Below are 18,737 nucleotides of genomic sequence, written 5' to 3' on the forward strand. Positions count from 1 at the left end.
TCTATTGACAACGATTGGTTTGGTACGTCACGGCATAACGGATTGGAACATACAGGGCATCGCCCAAGGATCCTCGGATGTCCCGTTGAACGAAACAGGCAGACAGCAGGCAGAAGCGCTTGCAAATCGGCTTTCCACAGAAGAAGACTGGGATCTGATCATCTCCAGCGATTTGTCCCGCGCTAAAGAAACAGCGGAAATCATTGGCCGGAAGCTCCATTTGCCAGTCAGCCATTTTGACACGCGGCTGCGCGAAAGAAGCGGCGGCAAAATTGAAGGTACTACAGAAGAAGACCGACTTGAGAAATGGGGAGCCGATTGGCGCAAACTCGATTTGGCGATGGAAAACCTCGACGAGGCAGCCGACCGTGGACTGGCTTGCATCGAAGATATTCTGGAAGATTTCAGCGGCCAGCGTGTACTCATTGTCAGCCACGGGGCATTGATCGGCCTTACACTGAAAAAACTCATGCCGGATAAGTTCCACGAAACTTCCATGGATAATACATCCATCACGATTTTGAAAAACGCTGAAAGCCGGTGGGATTGCTCGCTGTATAATTGCACCGTCCATCTGCAGAAAAGTGAAAGCTACTGATTGCTGGCGTAACTTGCCGGCTCTCCTATATCCACTGTCCAGGAAACCACAGTCGCGCTGTCGCGGACGTGGTTTTTTTGGATGATTGACAATAAAGCGGCTACTCCATCTGCTGTATCGGCATCCCTGCATTGCTGCCAGATGCTCTCCGGTTCAGCGAATACTGCATTAGGGCATTCCACCAGACCGTCCGTTGTCAGCAGGAGCTGATTTTCTCCTTGGCGCAATTCCCGTATGCCGCTGCTGAAGCACGGAATTTCTTGCTCGAAGGTGTTCACCTGTCCGACCCATTCATAAAATTGGCGTTGATTGAGTTGATATTGTCCAAAAGCGGCCAGCTCAGGATGGAAGAGGTACAACAGGCAATCGCCGATGGAAAACCAGTACAGGTATTTACCTTTTCTTACCGCAATCAGGCAAGCTGTTTCGCCCTGCACATGCCGGCAGGCTTCTTTAAAGCCGTCTTCCTGAAACAGCTGCAGCAGGTTTCTTTCCAGTTGATCGAACAACTCAACACTGACCTTACCTGATAGTAGAAGAGCGATTGACGTTTTGTGTTTTTCAATTTGCCTGATGACCAATTCAGCGCTTTGGGCTGAATTATGCGAATCCAGAACCATCGCGAATTCCCATTCTTCCTTCTCATCGATCCAAACCAGACAGCCATCTTCATTCTTGGTTTGGCCGGAAGCTGAGTTTCCACCAAATCTGCCGACCACTGCATGATGGAGCCGCTGGACAACGGGCTGATCGATGTAAGTTATCTCGCTGCCTACCCAGCTGAATTTCTGCATCATTTAACTAACCTCGCTCTCAATATTCTTACAATTATAATCGACACGAAGCAGATTGGACAGAACATCTTGGATGGTACCCGCAGTACACACATCGATTTGAAGAATGTGGTAAAGTTAATATCAATGAACGACAAAAATACCAAACAAAAAGGAGAGATTCTTGATGTACATCGTAACCAACCGCATTAAAATGAAAAAAGGATTTGCTGAAAAAATGGCTCCTAACTTTGCACGTCCAGGTGCTTTGCAGGAAATGGAAGGCTTCGTCAAAGTTGAAGTGACCATTACTCAGAACCTGGAAGAGCACGATGAATTGAACGTCAATATGTACTGGGAAAACCTGGAGAGCTTCGAAGCCTGGAAAACCAGCGATACCTTCAAAGAAGCCCATAAGCGCCCCGAAACGAATGCAGACAGCGAAGAACCGAAAAAAGAATCGCCGATGCTCGGCAGTGAACTGGTAATCACCAAAATCGCTGCTCTTATTGAAGCAAAAACTTCAAATTGATGACTGCAGACAGATAGCCTGAATTGGCTGTCTGTTTCTTTTATGCCCCCTGCCTCTCAGGCTTATGAATTACATTGCAGAACAAGGAGAACTTCTATATGAATACTTCAAAACCCGCTTTATGGACCAAGGATTTTATCGTTACTGCTTTAGTGAACTTTTTCTTGATCCTTATTTTCTACCTATTGATGGTCACCATCGCCGTCTACGCCGTTGAGGAATACGATGCTTCTACAAGCGAAGCCGGTCTGGTTACCGGAATTTTTATCTTGGGTGCTTTGGCAGGCCGTCTGGTAATCGGCCGCACCATCGACAAAATGGGTCGCAAAAGGACCTTGGTCATCGGCCTTATCCTATTCACGTTGACGACGTTTTTCTATTTCCTGAATTTCGGACTTCCATTCCTGATGCTCAACCGTTTTCTTCATGGGATGACATTGGGGATGGCCAGCACAGCAGCTGGAACCATCGTTGCCCAGATCATCCCGATGAGACGCAAAGGTGAAGGCATCGGCTATTTCAGCCTCAGCGCCACTTTAGCCACGGCTTTCGGTCCTTTCATCGGATTGATGATGAGCCAGTACAGCAGTTATGAGATGATTTTCACTGTATGTCTGGCACTCGGCGTTGTCAGCCTTATCGTGTCTTTGTTCATTTATGTACCACCGGTTGCCGCTCCACCTGTGACTGACGAAACGAAAGGGTTTAAGCTTTCCGATTATGTCGAGCCGAAAGCGGTTCCGATTGCACTGGTTTGTCTGGCGATTGCGCTTTGCTATTCAAGCGTTCTGTCCTTCATCAATTTTTACGCCATGGAAGAGGATTTAGTGACAGCAGCCAGTTACTTCTTCCTGGTCTATGCGATTGCCATCCTCATTTCACGGCCATTTACAGGGCGGCTGATGGACCTGAAGGGCGCCAACTTCATCATGTATCCAGCTTTCGCTGTCTTTGCAGCCGGCTTATTCGTGTTAAGCATCACCAGCAGCAGTACTGGTCTATTGGTGGCCGCTGCCTTGATCGGATTCGGCTTCGGCAATATGCAGTCGACTACACAGGCTGTCGCCATCAAGCTGACTCCACCCCACCGCATGGGCCTGGCGACTTCAACGTTTTTCATCTCGATGGATGCAGGGCTCGGATTCGGTCCGTACCTGCTCGGCTTTGTGGTTCCGCTGATCGGCTATAGCTCGCTTTACGGCATCCTAGGCTTTGCCGTGATGGCGACGGCGTTCTTATATTACATGCTGCATGGCAAGAAAGAACGCGCGGAAGCTGCGGCTTTGGCTTATAAATAGAAGAGCTTCTCTTTTCTGCACAGATTTGAGTATGCCCTTCTATTTTATAATCAACAGAAAAAATCCCAGTTCAAATGAACTGGGATTTTTCACTATGGAGTATCCTCTTCTATAAACAAAATGGCCATCAAATCAATAGACGATTTGATGGCCGTTCTGCATTCTATTTATACTGTTCGCATTCAATAACGGACCTGGTTACCTTTTATTCCGACTTTTTACTCATCTTCTTCTTTTTCAGCAATCTCTTTAGTTTTATGGACTGTCCCATGTGGATGTTCAGGCGGCGCATAAATCGAATAGATTTTTAACGGATTATCGCCGGTATTCGTCACGTTATGCCATTTCCCTGCTGGAATCATGATGGCATAGTCGTCTTCGGCATCCTCTTCAAATGTCAGATTATCCTCACTGTCGCCCATCTGGACAAACCCTTTTCCAGCTTCGATCCGCAGGAATTGATCGCCTTTATGGACTTCCAGGCCGATGTCATCACCCGCTTCAATACTCATAACAGTCACCTGAAGATTTTTCCCCGTCCATAAAGCGGTGCGGAATGTATCATTTTGCTTAGTCGCTTCTTCGATATTCACAACAAACGATTCTGCTCCATAATCTTTCAATTCCATCATCAATTCCTCCTCCAAATTTTCTTCACAGCTTTCTATACCTCAGTCCCAGCTGCATCAAACTATTTGGAAGGGATCTTTCTTACACCAATAATTGCTTGACCAATTCCTTATTGCGCTTTTTAAATACTTCATTGTGGGAAGACACCATCGCGATTTTATGGGCGTCCGGCTGGATGAAATGCTTGGCTTTATTGACAGCGTTGGCTGCGTCTTGGAATGTCCCGGCAATCAAATTCAATTTGCCTTTATGCTGGAGAATGTCCCCAGCCGCAAAGAGCCCGGCCACTGAAGATTCGCTGCTTGAGGTGCCGGCGATGTAATAGTCGTCAGCGATTTCGATATTCAGGGGGCTATTGCCGAGCAGACTGATGTCGCGCTCGTAGCCATGGTTGATGATCATTTCGTCGATTGGGAGTACTTGCTTGTCGTTTGTTTCCTGATGCGTCAGCTCAACGAATTCGATGGCATCCCGGTCATCCGAAGCAATGAGCCGGGTGATATTGGTATGAAGGCAACAGATGGCTGATCCGTTCATCAGCTGGGTCACCTGCGCTTCATGTCCCGCAAGTTCCGACTTGCGGTAGGTCACATATACTTGCTTGGCAATCGGCTCCAGTTCGTTTGCCCAATCGATTGCCGAGTTTCCGCCGCCTGAAATCAGCACCGTTTTGCCTTTGAAACGTTCCAGTGATTTGACGGTGTAGTTCAGGTTGGATACTTCAAAGCGCTCTGCTCCTTCAATCTGCAGTTTTTGCGGGTTGAGGATTCCCCCGCCTACTGCCACGATGACGGTTTTCGATACATGCACTTCCCCTGAAGAACCGATCAATTCAAATAATCCTTCTTCGGTTTTCGCTATGGACTCCACTTTTTCGTTCAATACGACTTCCGGATGGAATGTCAGACCTTGTGCAACCAATTGGTCGATGAGTTTGGCTCCTTGAATCGGCGGCTGTCCCCCCACGTCCCAAATCATTTTCTCTGGGTATACATGGATTTTGCCGCCCAGCTGCGGTTGGAATTCGATGATTTTTGTTTTCATTTCCCTTAAGCCGCTATAGAAGGCCGAATATAATCCAGCAGGACCCCCACCTATAATCGTTACATCAAAAAGCTCTTTTTCCTCCATCTATCTTCACTCCTGTCCTTTTGGATTTCGTATTGACAATGTAAAAAATTAGTCTTATAGTATTAATTGTACTGAAAATGAGAATCATTATCAACGAAAAAGAGAATAAATTTAGAAAAGGAGGTTTTTTGGATGGTGCGCCTATTCACCGAGGAGCTGAATATCGGCTATGGAGACCGGTTGATTGTCAAAGATTTGACCGTCCAAATTCCAGATAAAAAAATTACGACAATCATCGGTTCCAATGGCTGCGGCAAATCAACGCTGTTAAAAGCGATTACTCGGGTAATTTCGCATCAATCCGGATCCGTGGTATTGGATGGCAGCAATATTGCACAGGAAAATACGAAGTCCCTGGCAAAGAAAATGGCCATCCTGCCACAAACTCCGGATAGTGCCGCTGGATTGACGGTCGGCGAACTGGTCTCCTACGGCCGCTTCCCTTACCAGAAAGGCTTCGGCCGATTATCCAAACGGGATTACGAAATCATCAATTGGGCACTCGATGTCACCGGGACGCAATTCTTCAAATACCACCCGGTCGACGCATTGTCCGGCGGCCAGCGCCAACGCGTTTGGATTGCGATGGCTTTGGCACAGGAAACCGAAATGATTTTCCTCGATGAGCCGACCACCTATCTCGACATGGCCCATCAGCTGGAAATCCTGGAGCTATTGCAACAACTCAACCGGGACCAGGAACGGACCATCATCATGGTGCTGCACGACCTGAACCAGGCAGCACGTTTTGCTGATCACATCATCGCGATGAAAGACGGCAGGATCGTCAAAGCGGGCAATTGCCACGAAGTCATTACACAACCTGTATTAAGGGAAGTTTTCCGGATCGATGCAGAAATCGGCCTGGATCCAAGAACCCAAAAACCCATGTGCACCACCTACAACTTAATCAAAGGAGTCTAACCGACATGAAAAAATTATTCTTGCCTATACTTTTACTTACTTTGCTGCTGATCCTTGGCGCCTGCAACTCCGATTCAACTACTGAGGAAGCGGATGCTGCAGAATCTGACAAAGCTCCTGAAACCATTACATATGAATCGGAAAGCGGACCCGTTGAAGTTCCTGCAGATCCACAGCGCGTAGTCATGCTCACTTCTTACACAGGTGACGCAATGTCTTTGGACGTTCCTTTAGTAGGAGTAACTTCCTGGGCAAAAAACAACCCGCGTTTTGAAGAAGAGCTCGCAGACGTGGAAGAAGTAGAAGAAACAGACCTGGAGAAAATCATTGAATTGGAACCTGACTTAATCATTGGCGCTTCAACTACAAAAAATATCGACAAATTGAGTGAAATCGCACCAACGGTCACGTTCACCTACGGCAACGTGGGCTATTTGGAGCAGCATCTGGAAATCGGTAAAGTATTAAACAAAGAAGATGAAGCACAAGCTTGGATTACCGACTTCCAAGAACGGGCACAGCAAGCCGGGGAAGAAATTCGCGCTGAAATCGGCGAAGACACAACCGTTTCCGTTATTGAAAACTTCGATAAGCAAATCTATGTCTTCGGAGACAACTGGGGACGCGGAACTGAAATTCTTTATCAGGAAATGAAGTTAAAAATGCCGGCAAAAGTGGAAGAGATGGCTTTAGCAGATGGATACTATATGCTTTCTCAGGAAGTATTGCCGGAATACATGGGTGATTACGTCGTCTTCAGCAAAGACAGTTCACAGGACAATTCATTCCAGGAAACGGACCTGTACAAAAACACACCTGCCGCTCAAAACGGCCAGATCTTTGAAGCTGATGCCAAAGAATTTTACTTTAACGATCCAATTTCATTGGAATACCAATTGGAATTCTTTATCGAAAACTTTTTAGGTGAGTGAGATCTCTTTTTATCAAGCAAGTATCTCAGTGTCAGCGCCGGCGTCCAAGGGCTAGGCTTCCTGTAAGAGCCGTGCCCGAAACGGCCGAAGCGCTGTCAAAAAAGTGCATTCTTTAATCCGCCAAATAGAAACGTCTATACTAAAAAAGAGGAATTCTGATTTTAGAATTCCTCTTTTAATCTCAGGAAAAGATGATGATCAATGAGCCCTAAAGTTTCCTTTCCAATTAAATTCATCTTGAGCCTGCTTGCATTAGTGCTGACACTCATCGTCTCCCTGATTTTCGGGGCGGCGGACATCAGCCTGAAGGAAGTGGGGCTTGCGTTATTTTCAACCAGTTCCAGTGACGGCATCGGTGTCATTCGGGAAATCCGTCTGCCGCGTGAAATTGCTGCCATCTTTGTAGGTGCTGCTCTTGCAGTATCCGGCGCAATGATGCAGGGTATGACCCGCAACCCGCTGGCCGATCCAGGTCTTCTTGGTTTGACCGCCGGTGCCAATGCCGCTCTTGCTTTTACATTGGCCTTCATTCCTGCAGCCAATTATTTCTGCATCATGATTGCCTGCTTTATCGGGGCAGCAGCCGGAGCAGCCTTGGTGTTCGGTATCGGCGCTGCAAAAAAAGGCGGATTCTCGCCTTTTCGGATCGTCCTTGCCGGTGCTGCCATCTCAGCCTTTCTGACAGCGATTGCTGAAGGAATCGGCCTGTATTTCAATATTTCAAAAAATGTTTCCCAATGGACAGCCGGCGGATTGATCGGCACCTCCTGGGGGCAGCTGCAGGTGGTTGTGCCATTTATCGCCGTAGCTTTGCTGGTTGCATTGCTGCTGTCACGCCAGTTGACCATCCTTAGCTTAAGTGAAGAAGCCGCCATCGGGCTTGGCCAAAGAACGGCGCAGGTCAAGGCGATTCTCTTTGTCATCATCACACTTCTTGCAGGTGCAGCAGTTGCGCTTGCGGGCAATATGGCCTTTATCGGCTTGATGATTCCGCATGTGGTGCGGGCGATTGTCGGGACCGATTACCGCTTCATCATTCCGATGTCTGCAGTGGCAGGAGCCATTTTCATGCTGCTCGCCGACTTGATCGGCCGGACCATCAATGCACCGTTTGAAACGCCAGTGGCAGCGATCATTGCGATTATCGGCTTGCCCTTCTTCCTGATCATTGTCCGTAAAGGAGGCAAAGCATTCGCATGATCCATCCGAGCTTACGCAAAAAACAACGGATTTCGTATTACTTATTGCTGGCGTTGATCCTCTTGACGGCGATCGCCAGTATGGGCTTGGGGTATTCTCCCATCTCCTATGACCGCCTGGTACCGGCAATTTTTGGCCAAGGGACATTCAAAGAAGATTTCATCCTGTTTTCCATCCGGCTTCCGCGTATTTTGATCACTTTGCTTGCCGGAATGGCACTGGCCTTATCCGGTGCCATTTTGCAAAGCGTGACACGCAACGATCTCGCAGATCCTGGAATCATCGGCATCAACTCCGGTGCCGGCGTCGCCATTGCGGTCTTCTTCTTATTCATTCCAGTGGAGGCAGGTGCATTCGTCTACTTGCTGCCGATCGTGGCATTCGGTGGCGCGCTTGCAACTGCCGCATTAATTTATGCGTTTTCCTACTCACGCAACACCGGTTTGCAGCCAATCCGTCTGGTTCTCGTCGGAATCGGTTTTTCAATGGCTTTATCCGGAGTCATGATCGTCTTGATTTCCTCAGCAGAACCGGAAAAAGTCGATTTCATCGCCAATTGGCTGGCCGGCAATATTTGGGGTGCCGATTGGCCGTTCATTATAGCCATTCTTCCATGGCTGCTGGTGCTGATTCCGTTCACCTTGTACAAAGCCAATCGGATGAACGTGCTCGGCCTCAGTGACCCCGTCGCTGTAGGCATCGGCGTTTCCATCGAAAAGGAACGGCTCGTTCTGCTGATCGCCGCTGTCGCTCTTGCTGCGTCTGCTGTCTCGGTTACAGGAGGGATTGCATTCATCGGCCTGATGGCGCCGCATATCGCCAAATCCATCGTTGGTCCGCGCCATCAGTTATTCTTGCCGCTTGCCATCCTGATCGGCGGCTGGCTGTTGCTGCTGGCGGATACCATCGGCCGGAATCTGCTTGAACCTTCCGGAATTCCAGCAGGCATCATGGCCGCGCTGATCGGAGCCCCGTATTTCATTTATCTGCTATTGAAAAAATAAAAGCTGCCGAGAACTTAAGTGTTCTCGGCAGCTTTTATTTTCTTCCTGTATGGACGATTCTTTTGTACAAAAGGAAGTAATCGCAACGGTTGTTAGTGTGCCGTTTTACGCTTCGATTTTCTTTTCGTACACAGGCGACGCTGCCGGCTTTCCAAAATAATAGCCTTGGAATAATTGATAGCCCCGTTGTTTCAGCCAGTCGAAGTCCTGGCGTGTTTCAATGCCTTCCGCCAATGGAACAGAGCCGACTTCCAACGCTTTCTTCAGAAAATTTTCGGCAATTTTCTGTTTTGCTGTATCCGTCGCAACGTCCTGGACAAATTGCATATCCAGTTTCATGTATTGAGGCTTCAGATCCGCCAGCATCTCGATCGTGCTGTATCCCTCACCCACATCATCCAATGCGTAATCGAATCCTTTTTCTTTATAATAGGCCAGGATTCTCTTCAAATGATCCAAGTCGTCCACTTTTTCCGTTTCCACCACTTCAAACACCAGCGATTTTGGATTGACGCCTAATTGCTCAGACAACGCAATTGTTGAACGCAGGCAGAATTCAGGGGAATAAATCGAAGTGGGAATGAAATTGATGAATGCATTCTCCCCTTTCAGCACGGCTGCATATCTGACAGCAGTCATTCTGCAGACCCGATCCAAAGCATACAAACGCCCGCGGGTTTTTGCAGCGGGGAAAATTTCATTCGGGTAGATCATCGAACCGTCTTCGTTTTGAAAACGTGCCAGCATTTCGTAGGCAAAGATCTTTTCATCTGCATCCACAATCGGCTGGTAATGGCAGGTCAAACGTTCGTTTTTGATGACCTCGTCTATCCATTCGGTTGCGAAAACCCGGGACATCCCTTCTAATGGCTGCCAGGATTCCTGATTGATGCGGAACGTCACTTGGTCCATATCCAGCAGATCCCTGCAAAAATCCAGGAACTCACGAGCTCCTTTTTCATCCATCTGCAGCTTATTCCCTTTAACGGAAACTTCTATTTCTCTTCTTTCCAAATGATCTATGACTATCTGAAGAGCGGAAAGGTTCGTTTCGCCCTCCAGCTTAATTTCAAATTTAATGGCCGCAACTGTGCAGCTATTGCATTCCATACTCATTCACTCCCCTTTTTATGGTAGTTATAGTTTACTTTATAAGTCATAAGAACTGTTAACTTTTCGTTAAAAACTTTAACTTTATCTTTTTAACTCTCGCTAGCCAACCGATAAAATGCTTCCGCTGCCACCCTCGATTTAAAGGGTATTTCGGATTGAGCTCGAATTAATTCTATACATAGCACTAACTTAACTGCTGCGCTCTATCCACATTGCTTGCCATACAAAAGACTGCCAGTCGGAACTTCATTCGCAAAGGAGAATGGTCATGGGAAAAATTGTTGTCGCGATGTATTTGACACTTGATGGAGTCATGGAGGAACCTTCGTGGACTGCACCTTATTGGGATGATGAGATAGCCAAGTTCCAACTGGATCTGTTGTTCGGCAGTGATGCGCTGCTGCTCGGACGGGTGACGTACGAGGGGTTTGCTGCGGCATGGCCGGCGGCGGAAGACGACGAGGGATTCGCCGAACGGATGAACCAACTGCCGAAGTATGTGGTTTCCACCAGCCTGAAACGCACAGAATGGAATGCACGCCTGATCACCGGCCATGTGAGAGAGGAAGTAGCGAAGCTGAAAAAAACCGGACAGCGGCTGTTGGTTTATGGCAGTGCGGAGCTTATCGAAACCTTGCTGAAGCATGATTTGATCGATGAACTGCATTTGATGACATTCCCACTCGTTTTGGGAGAAGGCAAACGGCTGTTCAAGGAAAATGCCGACCAGAAAATGTTTAACCTTAAGGAAATCCGCTCAACCGATGCAGGCGTCCTCATCGCCAGTTATACGCCGGACAAATAAGGCAAAACAAAAAGACTCCTGTATGAGGAGCCTTTTTGTTTTGGGAAATCAGGCTTTAGCGAATTTCTTTTTGGCGTATACATAAGTGACTGCCAGTGCAGCGACCAACACGCCTCCCTTGATGATGTCGAAAGCGTAATAAGGAAGGTTGAGAATCGTCAAGCCATTCAAGAGGATGCCGATGACAGCCGCCCCGAAAAATGTACCGAGTGCATTCGGTTTTCCCGCCCCTAATACCGAGTAGCCGACAAAGACAGCCGCAACCGCCTCCATCATCAATGGTGCACCTGCGTCAATCTGTCCGGAACCTACACGTGCCGTAAACAGGATGCCGGCCATAGAAGCAAAGATACCGGATATGACGTAGGCAGTGAACTTCACTTTTTTGACGTTGACACCTGACAGCGTAGCCGCTTCGGCGTTCCCGCCAGTCATGTAGAGCACTCTTCCCCAACGAGTATGGTTGAGTACTACATAAGAAGCCAGGACCATCACCAGCATGATCCATACCGGAACCGGCAGACCCAGCATCTGCCCCTGGCCAATCCACAGGAACACTTCCGACAATTGGCCGGGTGCAGTGCCTCCTGAAGTCAGCGGCATATTGTTATAGATCGAATAGCCTTCCGTATAGGTCCGGTGCAAACCAGCCACGATATACATCATGCTCAAAGTTGCCAAGAGATCCGGAATGCCGATGACGACAATCAGAAAGCTGTTGACCGCTCCGACTGCAACCCCGATCAGCAGCGGCAGGATCAGCACAAGCCACAATGGCATGTCGTACCACACCATCAATGAGGCGGAAACGACGGTCGATAAAGACATCGTCGAACCTACAGACAGATCAAAACCATCCACCACCAGCGTGAACGTCACGCCTAAAGCCAGTAAAGTCACAATAGAGATTGAACGCAAAATATCTGTGAAATTACCATATGTGAAAAACGCATCACTGATCGTGCTGAAATAAAAAATAATGAAGACCAATAATGCGATGGCGCCATATTTAAACAAAAACTGAATTGCGTTGTCTTTCACCGAGCTCTTGCCTTTCCCCAAGTTCTTCTTTTCCGCCACTTGCATACAATAAAATCCTTTCTTGGGTCGCTTCTTGTCGTGATAACTCCTTCACGATTTGACCGTTGTACATTACGAGAATCCGATCGGAAATTCCAATGGCTTCATGAATCTCACTTGAAAAATACAAACATCCTTTGCCGCTTTCGGCCAATTGGCGGATCAATTTAAAGATATCGACTTTGGCACCGATATCGACGCCTTTTGTCGGTTCATCAAACAAGTACAGGGCGGAATCGAGGGAAATCCATTTGCCGATCGCCACTTTCTGCTGATTTCCGCCGCTCAAATGGACAAGCGGTGTTTCTGTACTGCTGGTCTTGATGCGCAACCGTTCAATAATCTCATCGGCAAAGCGTTTTTCTGCTTTCCGATCCATCAACAGGCGCTTGGAGAACTTTTTCAGATTGGGGAATGAAGCATTGGCTTCCAGCGATTCCTGGACAAACAAACCTTCTTTTCGCCGCTCTTCCGGAATCAACGCCATCCCTGCTTTGATGGCATCTGCCGGATGTTTGATTTTAGCTGCGCTCCCCGCCAGTTTAATTGTTCCGGCTGTTAAAGGGGTTCCGCCGAACAATGCTTTGGCGAGTTCCGTTTTGCCTGCCCCCACCAGTCCGACGACACCCACTACTTCACCTGCTGCGACCGTCAGCGACAAATCTTTGAGCTTTTGCCCATCGGACAAATGATCGACTTCCAACAAAGCGGTTCCGATGTCATGCGCCCGCGGCTCCAATTCGTGGCTGAGTGCTGCACCGAGCATCGCTTCAATCACACCATCTTGATCGGCTTCTGCCGTATCATAGGTTTTGACAAGCGTCCCTTCCCGCATAACCGTGATCCGATCGCTGATTTCAAACACTTCCGGCAAGCGATGGGAAATAAAGACACATCCAACCCCCTGCGCTTTTAATTTTGAAATGACGGCATACAGTTTTTCCGATTCATGAATCGATAACGGAGCCGTCGGTTCATCGAAAATGATGATTTTCGCTGAATGCACCAATGCTCTGGCAATCAGCACCATCTGCTTTTCCGCCAATGTCAGTCTTGCCGCTTTTTGCTGAACGTCAATGTTTTCCGCTTGAAGTTCAAGCAATGCTGAATAGGCCCGCTTATTGATTTTCTGCTTGGAGACGAATAGATTCCCCTTGCCGGAGAATGTGTCGAGCAGGATATTTTCTGCTACAGTCAATTCAGGCACTATGGCCGTATCCACTTCCTGATAAACGCAGTAGATTCCCTGTTCTTTCGCTGCTTTCGGCGACTCCAGCCGAATTGCTGAGCCGTCCAGATGGATTGTTCCTTCATCCTGTTGATAGACGCCCGACAGAATTTTGATCAAGGTGCTTTTCCCTGCCCCGTTGACGCCGAGAATGGCATGCACTTCGCCTTTTTCCAAATGGAATTCCGCTCCTTGCAATGCTGTTACCGGTCCGAAATTTTTTCCGATGCCGGCCATCGATAGTAAAGGTCCTGCCATTGAGATGCCCCCTTTCTGATAAAAAAGCTGCCCCATCTTTCAGGACAGCTTGAGATGGTGAAGATTATTGGCCTTCCAGTTCGCGCAGCTCATCCGTATACCCTTGCTCACTTGCGCCCCAGCCTTCTACATATTCGCTTAATTCTTCGGTTGTCACCGTTTCTTCCGGCAAGCTTTCCGCCTCCACGAAAACCGGTTCCAAAATCACTTTTTCTTCCGGTTGTTCACCGTTCAACAGCTGGTACAGGTAACGCACTTGAATGCGTCCGATGTCCGTTGGATCAACAGCTGCTGAAGCCAGCCACGGGCTATTTTCTTTTTGCATCAATTGCAGGTCCTCATCACTCATGTCGATGCCGTAGACTTTGATATCTGTACGCCCTGCTTGTTCAATGGCACGGACTGCACCTTTTGCAAATTCGTCCCAAGCTGCCCAGACCGCTGTAATCTCCCCTTCGTTCGGGTATTGCTTCAACACAGCTTCCATCTGTGACTGTGTATCCAACGCTGTATTGTTGGTTGCCGCACCGAATGATGTAACTTCCTTAATGCCCGGGTTGTCAGTTAGGAATTTTTCATATGCTACTTGGCGTCTTTCCATTGGTGCAAATCCGGCTGTCCAGATTTTCACGATATTGGCTTCGCCATTGGTATCTTCCGCCAGTTTTTCCAAAGTCATTTCAGCCATCTGCTGATCACCCTGTTCCAAAGAGACAACGCCTTCTACATCGATTCCTGCATCAAACGCCACTACCGGAATCCCTGCTTCAAGTGCTTTTTCAACACCTTGGTTCAATGCTTCTTTTGTTCCATGGTCGATTAAGATGCCATCGACGCCCTGGTTGATCGCTGCATCCAGATTAGACGCCATTTTCGCCAAATCACCTTCAGAAGTGAAAACTGTCGCTTTTCCACCAAACTTTTCAACTTGTTCTTCTACACCTGCAATATACTGGGCAGAAAATGTCCCCAGGTTAATTTGCATGATCAAAGCGATTTCCTTGCCTGCAAGCGGATGATCTGAAGCTTCAGCCTCGGTATCTGAAGAAGTCGTTTCTTCGTCGACATTTCCTTGTGGTTGGCAGGCAGCCAATAAAATACTGATAAATAAAAGTGCGGCAAGCAGCCAAATGGATTGTTTTTTCATATTCTTTCTCCTTTTCCTGCAGATGCACCAAGCAAATCAGGGATGTTTTTTTGATAATCGGATTGAATGATGCCTTTTTCAGTGATGATTGCTGTAATGAGATGCGCCGGTGTTACATCAAATGCCGGATTAAATACTTTTGTGCCGAGTGGCGCCACCGGCTGTCCATTCATGTGGGTGATTTCTTCCGGGTCGCGCTCTTCGATCGGAATCGCAGTGCCATCTTCAATCGACAGATCGAAAGTCGATGCCGGCGCCGCTACGTAAAATGGAATATCGAATGCATTCGCCAACAAAGCCAGATTATACGTTCCGATTTTATTGGCCGTGTCGCCATTTGCAGCGATGCGGTCCGCACCGACAATAATGGCTTCCACTCCTTTCGCTCCGATGGTGTGTGCTGCCATGCTGTCGGTGATCAGCGTGACATCGACTCCCGACTGCTGTAGCTCCCACACCGTCAAGCGTGCACCCTGATAAACCGGACGGGTTTCACAGGCGAACACTTCAAACTGCCGGCCGCGCTCACTCCCCAGATGGAACGGCGCTAAGGCTGTGCCATATTTGGCGGTGGCGATCGAACCGGCGTTGCAGATGGTCATGACTTTCGTTTGCCCCTGCAGCAGTACCAGTGCATGTTCACCGATGCTGCGGCAGGATTCTTCATCTTCCCTGTGGATTTTCACAGCTTCCGCCAACAGCAGAAGCTTCGCTTGCGGCACGTTCTCCGCTTCGCTTAATTTATCTTTCAGACGGCTGAGCGCCCAACCGAGATTGACCGCAGTCGGTCTTGAAGCGTTCAAATATGCGGCGTCTTTTTCGACATATTGCTGGAAAGCTTCCAGTGAATCCGTCTCGTGCCGCTGAGCTCCGATGGCCAAGCCGTATGCGGCGGTGATGCCGATCGCAGGTGCGCCACGGACTTTCAATGAAAAAATAGCCTCGTACACGTCTTCCACCGTTTCAAGCGTCAAGTATTCTATAATATGCGGTAATTTCTGCTGATCCAGAATAGTCAGCTGTTGGCCGTCCCATTTGATGGATAAAGGAATGCTCATGTGTGCGCCTCCTCCAGAATTTGCAGTATATCTCCGATCGATGCTGTCTGCTGGCGCTTCAGGATCAATGCTCTCCCTGTCTGCAGCGCCTGTTTCTTAGAATGGATTCTTTTTTCGGTATCTTCGATGCTGTCCAAGTCTTTGACATGCGCCAAGCCAATCGTACGGCGGATCAATTCACATCCCGCAAAACCCGTTGCATCTGTCAGCACTTTCTCAAGTACGAACTCCAAGTAGCCTTCTGTCTCTTTAAATGATTCGACGCTCTCCGTTTTCCATAGCTCAGTGAACCGGGAATCGAAAACATCCCATGTCTTTTCTATATGGCCCACAATCACTTGGCGATCCTCGCCTTCACGTGTGATGGCCTGAAAAATGAGGTTTGCCAAGAACAGGCCGACATCAAATCCAATCGGACCGTAGAAGCCGAATTCCGGATCAATCACCTTGGTTTCCGTTTGGCTCGCAAAGATGCTGCCCGTGTGAAGGTCGCCGTGCAGAAGCGCTTCCGATTCAGTCAAAAAGCTCTTCTTCAATTTCGCCACTTCCAGCTGCAGCTTACGATCGCTCCAGATCGCTTCTACCGCTGATTGGAGCTGCGGTTCGTAATCATTGGTCTCAACGTCGAAAAAGGGATCTGTAAAGATGAGATCTTCCGTGATCTTGCAGAGCTCCGGGTTGGAGAACTCAGCAGCCAAACCCTTTTTCTCAAAAGGATGCAAGCCGTAATCCGATGTATGGAATAAAGTCTGCGCCAAATATTCACCGATATCCTGCGACAGTCTCGGGAAATTTTCTCCGTTGACCAAGCCTTCCCTTGCAATCTCAAGATGGGACAAGTCTTCCATCACCGTAATGGCCAACTCTTCATCCGTAGCATAGACTGCAGGTACCAATGAAGGAACGAACTCTCCGTGTTTTCTCAGGACATTGGCTTCAATGGTTGCCCGCTTCAAAGTCAGCGGCCAGCTTTCACCGATTACTTTCGCATATGGCAATGCCTGTTTAATGATCAGCCGCTTGCCGGTTTGCGGATCTTCAATCTGAAAAACATAATTCAAGTTGCCATCGCCGATTTCCCGGCAAGTCAATCGGGCATTGCCATCGAATGGATGGACAGCCTTTGCCAATGCGATCGCCGTCGATTCAGTTAATGCTTTATAAGTAGTGGGAACAGTAAGAGTCATGATTTTTCTTCCTTTCTTCTGCAATATAAAAAGCCTCTTTCAAAAGAAAGAGGCCAGAATAAGAGATTCCATGCCTCTTATCTTTCAGAAAATAAATTTCTGATGGAATTAGCACCGTGCCTTACAGGATGTTCATCCTGGCGCCAAAGCGCCCCGTCTCACAACGGTATTACGGTCGGTTGCTGGGCGTCATCGGGCCAAAATCCCTCTGCCAGCTCTTGATAAGAGTACTACATGTATTACTATTAAGTTTATGAAGAGAATCCTATCACGATTCAGAATTGACTGTCAACGCATTTTTCCAATAAAAACAATTTTTTGATAACAGAGTTGACAGACTTCTGCTCACATGAAATAATCAGAATTACTTTACTGTATTAAATCGACTTAGTTATTTTGGATTAAATTATAAAATTATTTTACTCAATTTCATATCTTTCTTATTCAGAGCAGGTGGAGGGACAAGCCCTATGATACCCGGCAACCGGTCCAATGATGGACACGGTGCTAATTCTTGCAGCCAGAACCGATGGCTGAGAAATAAGAAGTTGTTAACGCCCTTAACCTCTTCTTATTTGAAGAGGTTTTTTATTTTTTAAATTGCATGGGAGTGTGGAATAGATGAGCGTATTGACTGCTACTTATCAAGTATACGGAAAGCCCGGTTCCTTCGAAAAAAAAGCGGAAGGCATTGCTTTGGGACTGACGATCGGCTCCTGGACAGACTTGCCGCTGCTTGAACAGGCACAACTGAAACACCATAAGGGACATGTTGTTTCCATCGAAGAGTTTACGGAAGACAGCCATCCATTGAAGCCGGAGCTGATAAAGGCAGAACTCGAGATTGCCTACCCGAGCATCAATTTCTCAGCTGACTTTCCTGCCATCCTGACCACGGTTTTCGGCAAACTATCCCTGGATGGTGAAGTGAAGCTATTGGATTTGGATTTCAGCCATGATCTGCTCAGCCACTTTCCTGGTCCGCGCTTCGGAATAGAAGAAATTCGCAATACACTTGGCGTAGCCGGAAGGCCGCTTCTGATGAGCATATTCAAAGGCGTCATCGGCCGCGACCTGGATTTTCTGTCTGCTCAATTGCGCGAGCAAGCTTTAGGCGGCGTAGACCTTGTCAAAGACGACGAAATTTTGTTCGACAATCCGCTGACTCCATTCGAAAGCCGCATCACAACGGGTAAAAGAGTACTGGAAAATGTCTATGAAGAAACGGGCCACCGCACACATTATGCGGTGAACCTGTCGGGCAGAACTTCCGACCTGAAAGGAAAGGCACGAAAAGCACGGGAGCTGGGAGCGGATGCCTTACTGTTCAACGTCCACGCATACGGCCTCGATGTGCTGCAGGAATTGGCGGAAGATGATGAGATCGGTTTGCCGCTGATGGCGCATCCTGCATTCAGTGGTGCCTTCACTTCATCCGCATTTTATGGCCTAGCTGCGCCGCTCGCACTCGGGAAACTGATCCGCTATGCCGGTGCAGACTTCTCCCTCTTCCCTTCTCCTTACGGCAGTGTTGCTTTGGAGAAAACAGCTGCTCTTGCACTCGGCAAGGAACTGACCAGGGATAGCCCATTGAAACGAAGCTTTCCGGTGCCTTCTGCCGGAATCCATCCAGGGCTTGTGCCTTTACTGTTGGCTGATTACGAGATTGATAGTGTCATCAATGCCGGTGGTGGAATTCATGGACATCCGGCTGGCGCAGCTGGAGGCGGCCGTGCCTTCAGACAAGCAATAGATGCGGTGCTGCAGGGAGAATCCTTACAGGATGCTGCTGTACAACACGAAGAACTACAAACTGCTCTTGAGCTATGGGGGTGAAGA

Annotated in this window: 18 protein-coding genes and 2 riboswitches; of the genes, 9 read left to right on the top strand and 9 right to left on the bottom strand. The window is 48.2% G+C overall.

Annotated elements, in window-relative coordinates; all coding sequences use genetic code 11:
- The first annotated feature begins 4 nt into the window (after positions 1-4).
- Positions 5-598 (top strand): histidine phosphatase family protein, encoded by a 594-nt coding sequence (locus Q0785_RS14810; RefSeq protein WP_298831365.1) that lies wholly within the window; start codon positions 5-7, stop codon positions 596-598.
- Here Q0785_RS14810 and Q0785_RS14815 read toward each other — a convergent pair.
- A complete protein-coding gene (locus tag Q0785_RS14815) occupies positions 592-1,395 on the bottom strand; it encodes a protein phosphatase 2C domain-containing protein (protein WP_366522843.1) in 804 nt (267 codons plus the stop codon). The two genes, Q0785_RS14810 and Q0785_RS14815, sit on opposite strands and share 7 nt — an antisense overlap.
- A 163-nt stretch (positions 1,396-1,558) precedes the next feature.
- Between Q0785_RS14815 and Q0785_RS14820 the strand changes: the two genes are divergently transcribed.
- Together Q0785_RS14820 and Q0785_RS14825 are read left to right on the top strand one after the other, a co-directional pair.
- Positions 1,559-1,903, top strand: a complete 345-nt coding sequence (locus tag Q0785_RS14820; protein WP_298831368.1) for a heme oxygenase — start codon at positions 1,559-1,561, stop codon at positions 1,901-1,903.
- A gap of 98 nt (positions 1,904-2,001) precedes the next feature.
- Positions 2,002-3,201, top strand: a complete 1,200-nt coding sequence (locus tag Q0785_RS14825) for an MFS transporter (RefSeq protein WP_298831371.1) — start codon at positions 2,002-2,004, stop codon at positions 3,199-3,201.
- A 218-nt stretch (positions 3,202-3,419) separates the two neighbouring features.
- On the opposite strand, the gene Q0785_RS14830 is transcribed toward Q0785_RS14825, so the two are convergent.
- Together Q0785_RS14830 and Q0785_RS14835 are read right to left on the bottom strand one after the other, a co-directional pair.
- Positions 3,420-3,830, bottom strand: a complete 411-nt coding sequence (locus Q0785_RS14830; protein ID WP_298831374.1) for a cupin domain-containing protein — start codon at positions 3,828-3,830, stop codon at positions 3,420-3,422.
- An 82-nt stretch (positions 3,831-3,912) separates the two neighbouring features.
- Entirely contained in the window at positions 3,913-4,962 is a 1,050-nt protein-coding gene (locus tag Q0785_RS14835; protein WP_298831377.1) for an NAD(P)/FAD-dependent oxidoreductase, read from the bottom strand.
- A gap of 132 nt (positions 4,963-5,094) precedes the next feature.
- Here Q0785_RS14835 and Q0785_RS14840 point away from each other — a divergent pair, with 132 nt between their 5' ends.
- The 4 genes from Q0785_RS14840 to Q0785_RS14855 all read left to right on the top strand — a co-directional run bounded on the left by Q0785_RS14840 (position 5,095) and on the right by Q0785_RS14855 (position 9,022).
- The gene (locus tag Q0785_RS14840) at positions 5,095-5,886 is read left to right on the top strand and encodes an ABC transporter ATP-binding protein (protein WP_298831379.1); all 792 of its coding nucleotides are present in this window, start codon (positions 5,095-5,097) and stop codon (positions 5,884-5,886) included.
- A gap of 5 nt (positions 5,887-5,891) precedes the next feature.
- Positions 5,892-6,818 carry an iron-hydroxamate ABC transporter substrate-binding protein gene (locus Q0785_RS14845; RefSeq protein ID WP_298831381.1) on the top strand — a complete coding sequence of 309 codons (927 nt, stop codon included), beginning with the start codon at positions 5,892-5,894 and terminating at the stop codon, positions 6,816-6,818.
- Positions 6,819-7,019: 201 nt separating this feature from the next.
- The gene (locus tag Q0785_RS14850; protein ID WP_298831384.1) at positions 7,020-8,018 is read left to right on the top strand and encodes an iron ABC transporter permease; all 999 of its coding nucleotides are present in this window, start codon (positions 7,020-7,022) and stop codon (positions 8,016-8,018) included.
- Complete coding sequence (locus Q0785_RS14855; RefSeq protein WP_298831387.1) at positions 8,015-9,022, top strand: iron ABC transporter permease; 1,008 nt, start codon at positions 8,015-8,017, stop codon at positions 9,020-9,022. The genes Q0785_RS14850 and Q0785_RS14855 overlap by 4 nt, the downstream gene beginning before the upstream one ends.
- A gap of 105 nt (positions 9,023-9,127) precedes the next feature.
- Here the strand turns inward: Q0785_RS14855 and Q0785_RS14860 are convergent, their stop codons facing one another.
- Positions 9,128-10,132, bottom strand: coding sequence for an EAL domain-containing protein (locus Q0785_RS14860; protein WP_298831390.1), 1,005 nt, complete (start codon positions 10,130-10,132; stop codon positions 9,128-9,130).
- 271 nt (positions 10,133-10,403) lie between these two features.
- Here Q0785_RS14860 and Q0785_RS14865 point away from each other — a divergent pair, with 271 nt between their 5' ends.
- Complete coding sequence (locus Q0785_RS14865; RefSeq protein WP_298831393.1) at positions 10,404-10,940, top strand: dihydrofolate reductase family protein; 537 nt, start codon at positions 10,404-10,406, stop codon at positions 10,938-10,940.
- Between the two features lie 48 nt (positions 10,941-10,988).
- Here Q0785_RS14865 and Q0785_RS14870 read toward each other — a convergent pair whose 3' ends face one another.
- From Q0785_RS14870 to mtnK, 5 genes are all read right to left on the bottom strand, one after another.
- Entirely contained in the window at positions 10,989-12,026 is a 1,038-nt protein-coding gene (locus tag Q0785_RS14870; RefSeq protein WP_298831396.1) for an ABC transporter permease, read from the bottom strand.
- Positions 11,950-13,506 (bottom strand): sugar ABC transporter ATP-binding protein, encoded by a 1,557-nt coding sequence (locus tag Q0785_RS14875; protein ID WP_298831398.1) that lies wholly within the window; start codon positions 13,504-13,506, stop codon positions 11,950-11,952. Before Q0785_RS14875 ends, Q0785_RS14870 begins: the two co-directional genes overlap by 77 nt.
- Before the next feature lie 64 nt (positions 13,507-13,570).
- On the bottom strand, positions 13,571-14,653 hold the full coding sequence (locus tag Q0785_RS14880; protein ID WP_298831400.1) for a sugar ABC transporter substrate-binding protein: 1,083 nt from the start codon (positions 14,651-14,653) through the stop codon (positions 13,571-13,573).
- Positions 14,650-15,711: an S-methyl-5-thioribose-1-phosphate isomerase gene (mtnA, locus tag Q0785_RS14885; protein ID WP_298831402.1), complete on the bottom strand. Its 1,062-nt coding sequence runs from the start codon at positions 15,709-15,711 to the stop codon at positions 14,650-14,652. Before mtnA ends, Q0785_RS14880 begins: the two co-directional genes overlap by 4 nt.
- Positions 15,708-16,898, bottom strand: coding sequence for an S-methyl-5-thioribose kinase (mtnK, locus tag Q0785_RS14890; protein WP_298831404.1), 1,191 nt, complete (start codon positions 16,896-16,898; stop codon positions 15,708-15,710). Before mtnK ends, mtnA begins: the two co-directional genes overlap by 4 nt.
- 74 nt (positions 16,899-16,972) lie before the next feature.
- Positions 16,973-17,126: riboswitch (SAM riboswitch) on the bottom strand.
- A gap of 209 nt (positions 17,127-17,335) precedes the next feature.
- Positions 17,336-17,445, top strand: a riboswitch (SAM riboswitch).
- 74 nt (positions 17,446-17,519) lie between these two features.
- Here mtnK and mtnW point away from each other — a divergent pair.
- The gene (gene mtnW, locus Q0785_RS14895) at positions 17,520-18,734 is read left to right on the top strand and encodes a 2,3-diketo-5-methylthiopentyl-1-phosphate enolase (protein WP_298831406.1); all 1,215 of its coding nucleotides are present in this window, start codon (positions 17,520-17,522) and stop codon (positions 18,732-18,734) included.
- Positions 18,735-18,737: the final 3 nt, after the last annotated feature.

The organism is uncultured Planococcus sp. (genome assembly GCF_947501725.1).
Lineage (GTDB): Bacteria > Bacillota > Bacilli > Bacillales_A > Planococcaceae > Planococcus > Planococcus donghaensis_C.

What these genes read in the sequence shown, in the direction of transcription:
- Q0785_RS14820 (WP_298831368.1), top strand. Translation starts at nt 1,559, where the DNA reads ATGTACATCGTAACCAACCGCATTAAAATGAAAAAAGGATTTGCTGAA.
- Q0785_RS14815 (WP_366522843.1), bottom strand. Translation starts at nt 1,395, where the DNA reads ATGATGCAGAAATTCAGCTGGGTAGGCAGCGAGATAACTTACATCGAT.
- Q0785_RS14825 (WP_298831371.1), top strand. Translation starts at nt 2,002, where the DNA reads ATGAATACTTCAAAACCCGCTTTATGGACCAAGGATTTTATCGTTACT.
- mtnA (WP_298831402.1), bottom strand. Translation starts at nt 15,711, where the DNA reads ATGAGCATTCCTTTATCCATCAAATGGGACGGCCAACAGCTGACTATT.
- Q0785_RS14835 (WP_298831377.1), bottom strand. Translation starts at nt 4,962, where the DNA reads ATGGAGGAAAAAGAGCTTTTTGATGTAACGATTATAGGTGGGGGTCCT.
- Q0785_RS14870 (WP_298831396.1), bottom strand. Translation starts at nt 12,026, where the DNA reads ATGCAAGTGGCGGAAAAGAAGAACTTGGGGAAAGGCAAGAGCTCGGTG.
- Q0785_RS14855 (WP_298831387.1), top strand. Translation starts at nt 8,015, where the DNA reads ATGATCCATCCGAGCTTACGCAAAAAACAACGGATTTCGTATTACTTA.
- mtnK (WP_298831404.1), bottom strand. Translation starts at nt 16,898, where the DNA reads ATGACTCTTACTGTTCCCACTACTTATAAAGCATTAACTGAATCGACG.
- Q0785_RS14830 (WP_298831374.1), bottom strand. Translation starts at nt 3,830, where the DNA reads ATGGAATTGAAAGATTATGGAGCAGAATCGTTTGTTGTGAATATCGAA.
- mtnW (WP_298831406.1), top strand. Translation starts at nt 17,520, where the DNA reads ATGAGCGTATTGACTGCTACTTATCAAGTATACGGAAAGCCCGGTTCC.
- Q0785_RS14840 (WP_298831379.1), top strand. Translation starts at nt 5,095, where the DNA reads ATGGTGCGCCTATTCACCGAGGAGCTGAATATCGGCTATGGAGACCGG.
- Q0785_RS14860 (WP_298831390.1), bottom strand. Translation starts at nt 10,132, where the DNA reads ATGGAATGCAATAGCTGCACAGTTGCGGCCATTAAATTTGAAATTAAG.
- Q0785_RS14865 (WP_298831393.1), top strand. Translation starts at nt 10,404, where the DNA reads ATGGGAAAAATTGTTGTCGCGATGTATTTGACACTTGATGGAGTCATG.
- Q0785_RS14875 (WP_298831398.1), bottom strand. Translation starts at nt 13,506, where the DNA reads ATGGCAGGACCTTTACTATCGATGGCCGGCATCGGAAAAAATTTCGGA.
- Q0785_RS14845 (WP_298831381.1), top strand. Translation starts at nt 5,892, where the DNA reads ATGAAAAAATTATTCTTGCCTATACTTTTACTTACTTTGCTGCTGATC.
- Q0785_RS14850 (WP_298831384.1), top strand. Translation starts at nt 7,020, where the DNA reads ATGAGCCCTAAAGTTTCCTTTCCAATTAAATTCATCTTGAGCCTGCTT.
- Q0785_RS14880 (WP_298831400.1), bottom strand. Translation starts at nt 14,653, where the DNA reads ATGAAAAAACAATCCATTTGGCTGCTTGCCGCACTTTTATTTATCAGT.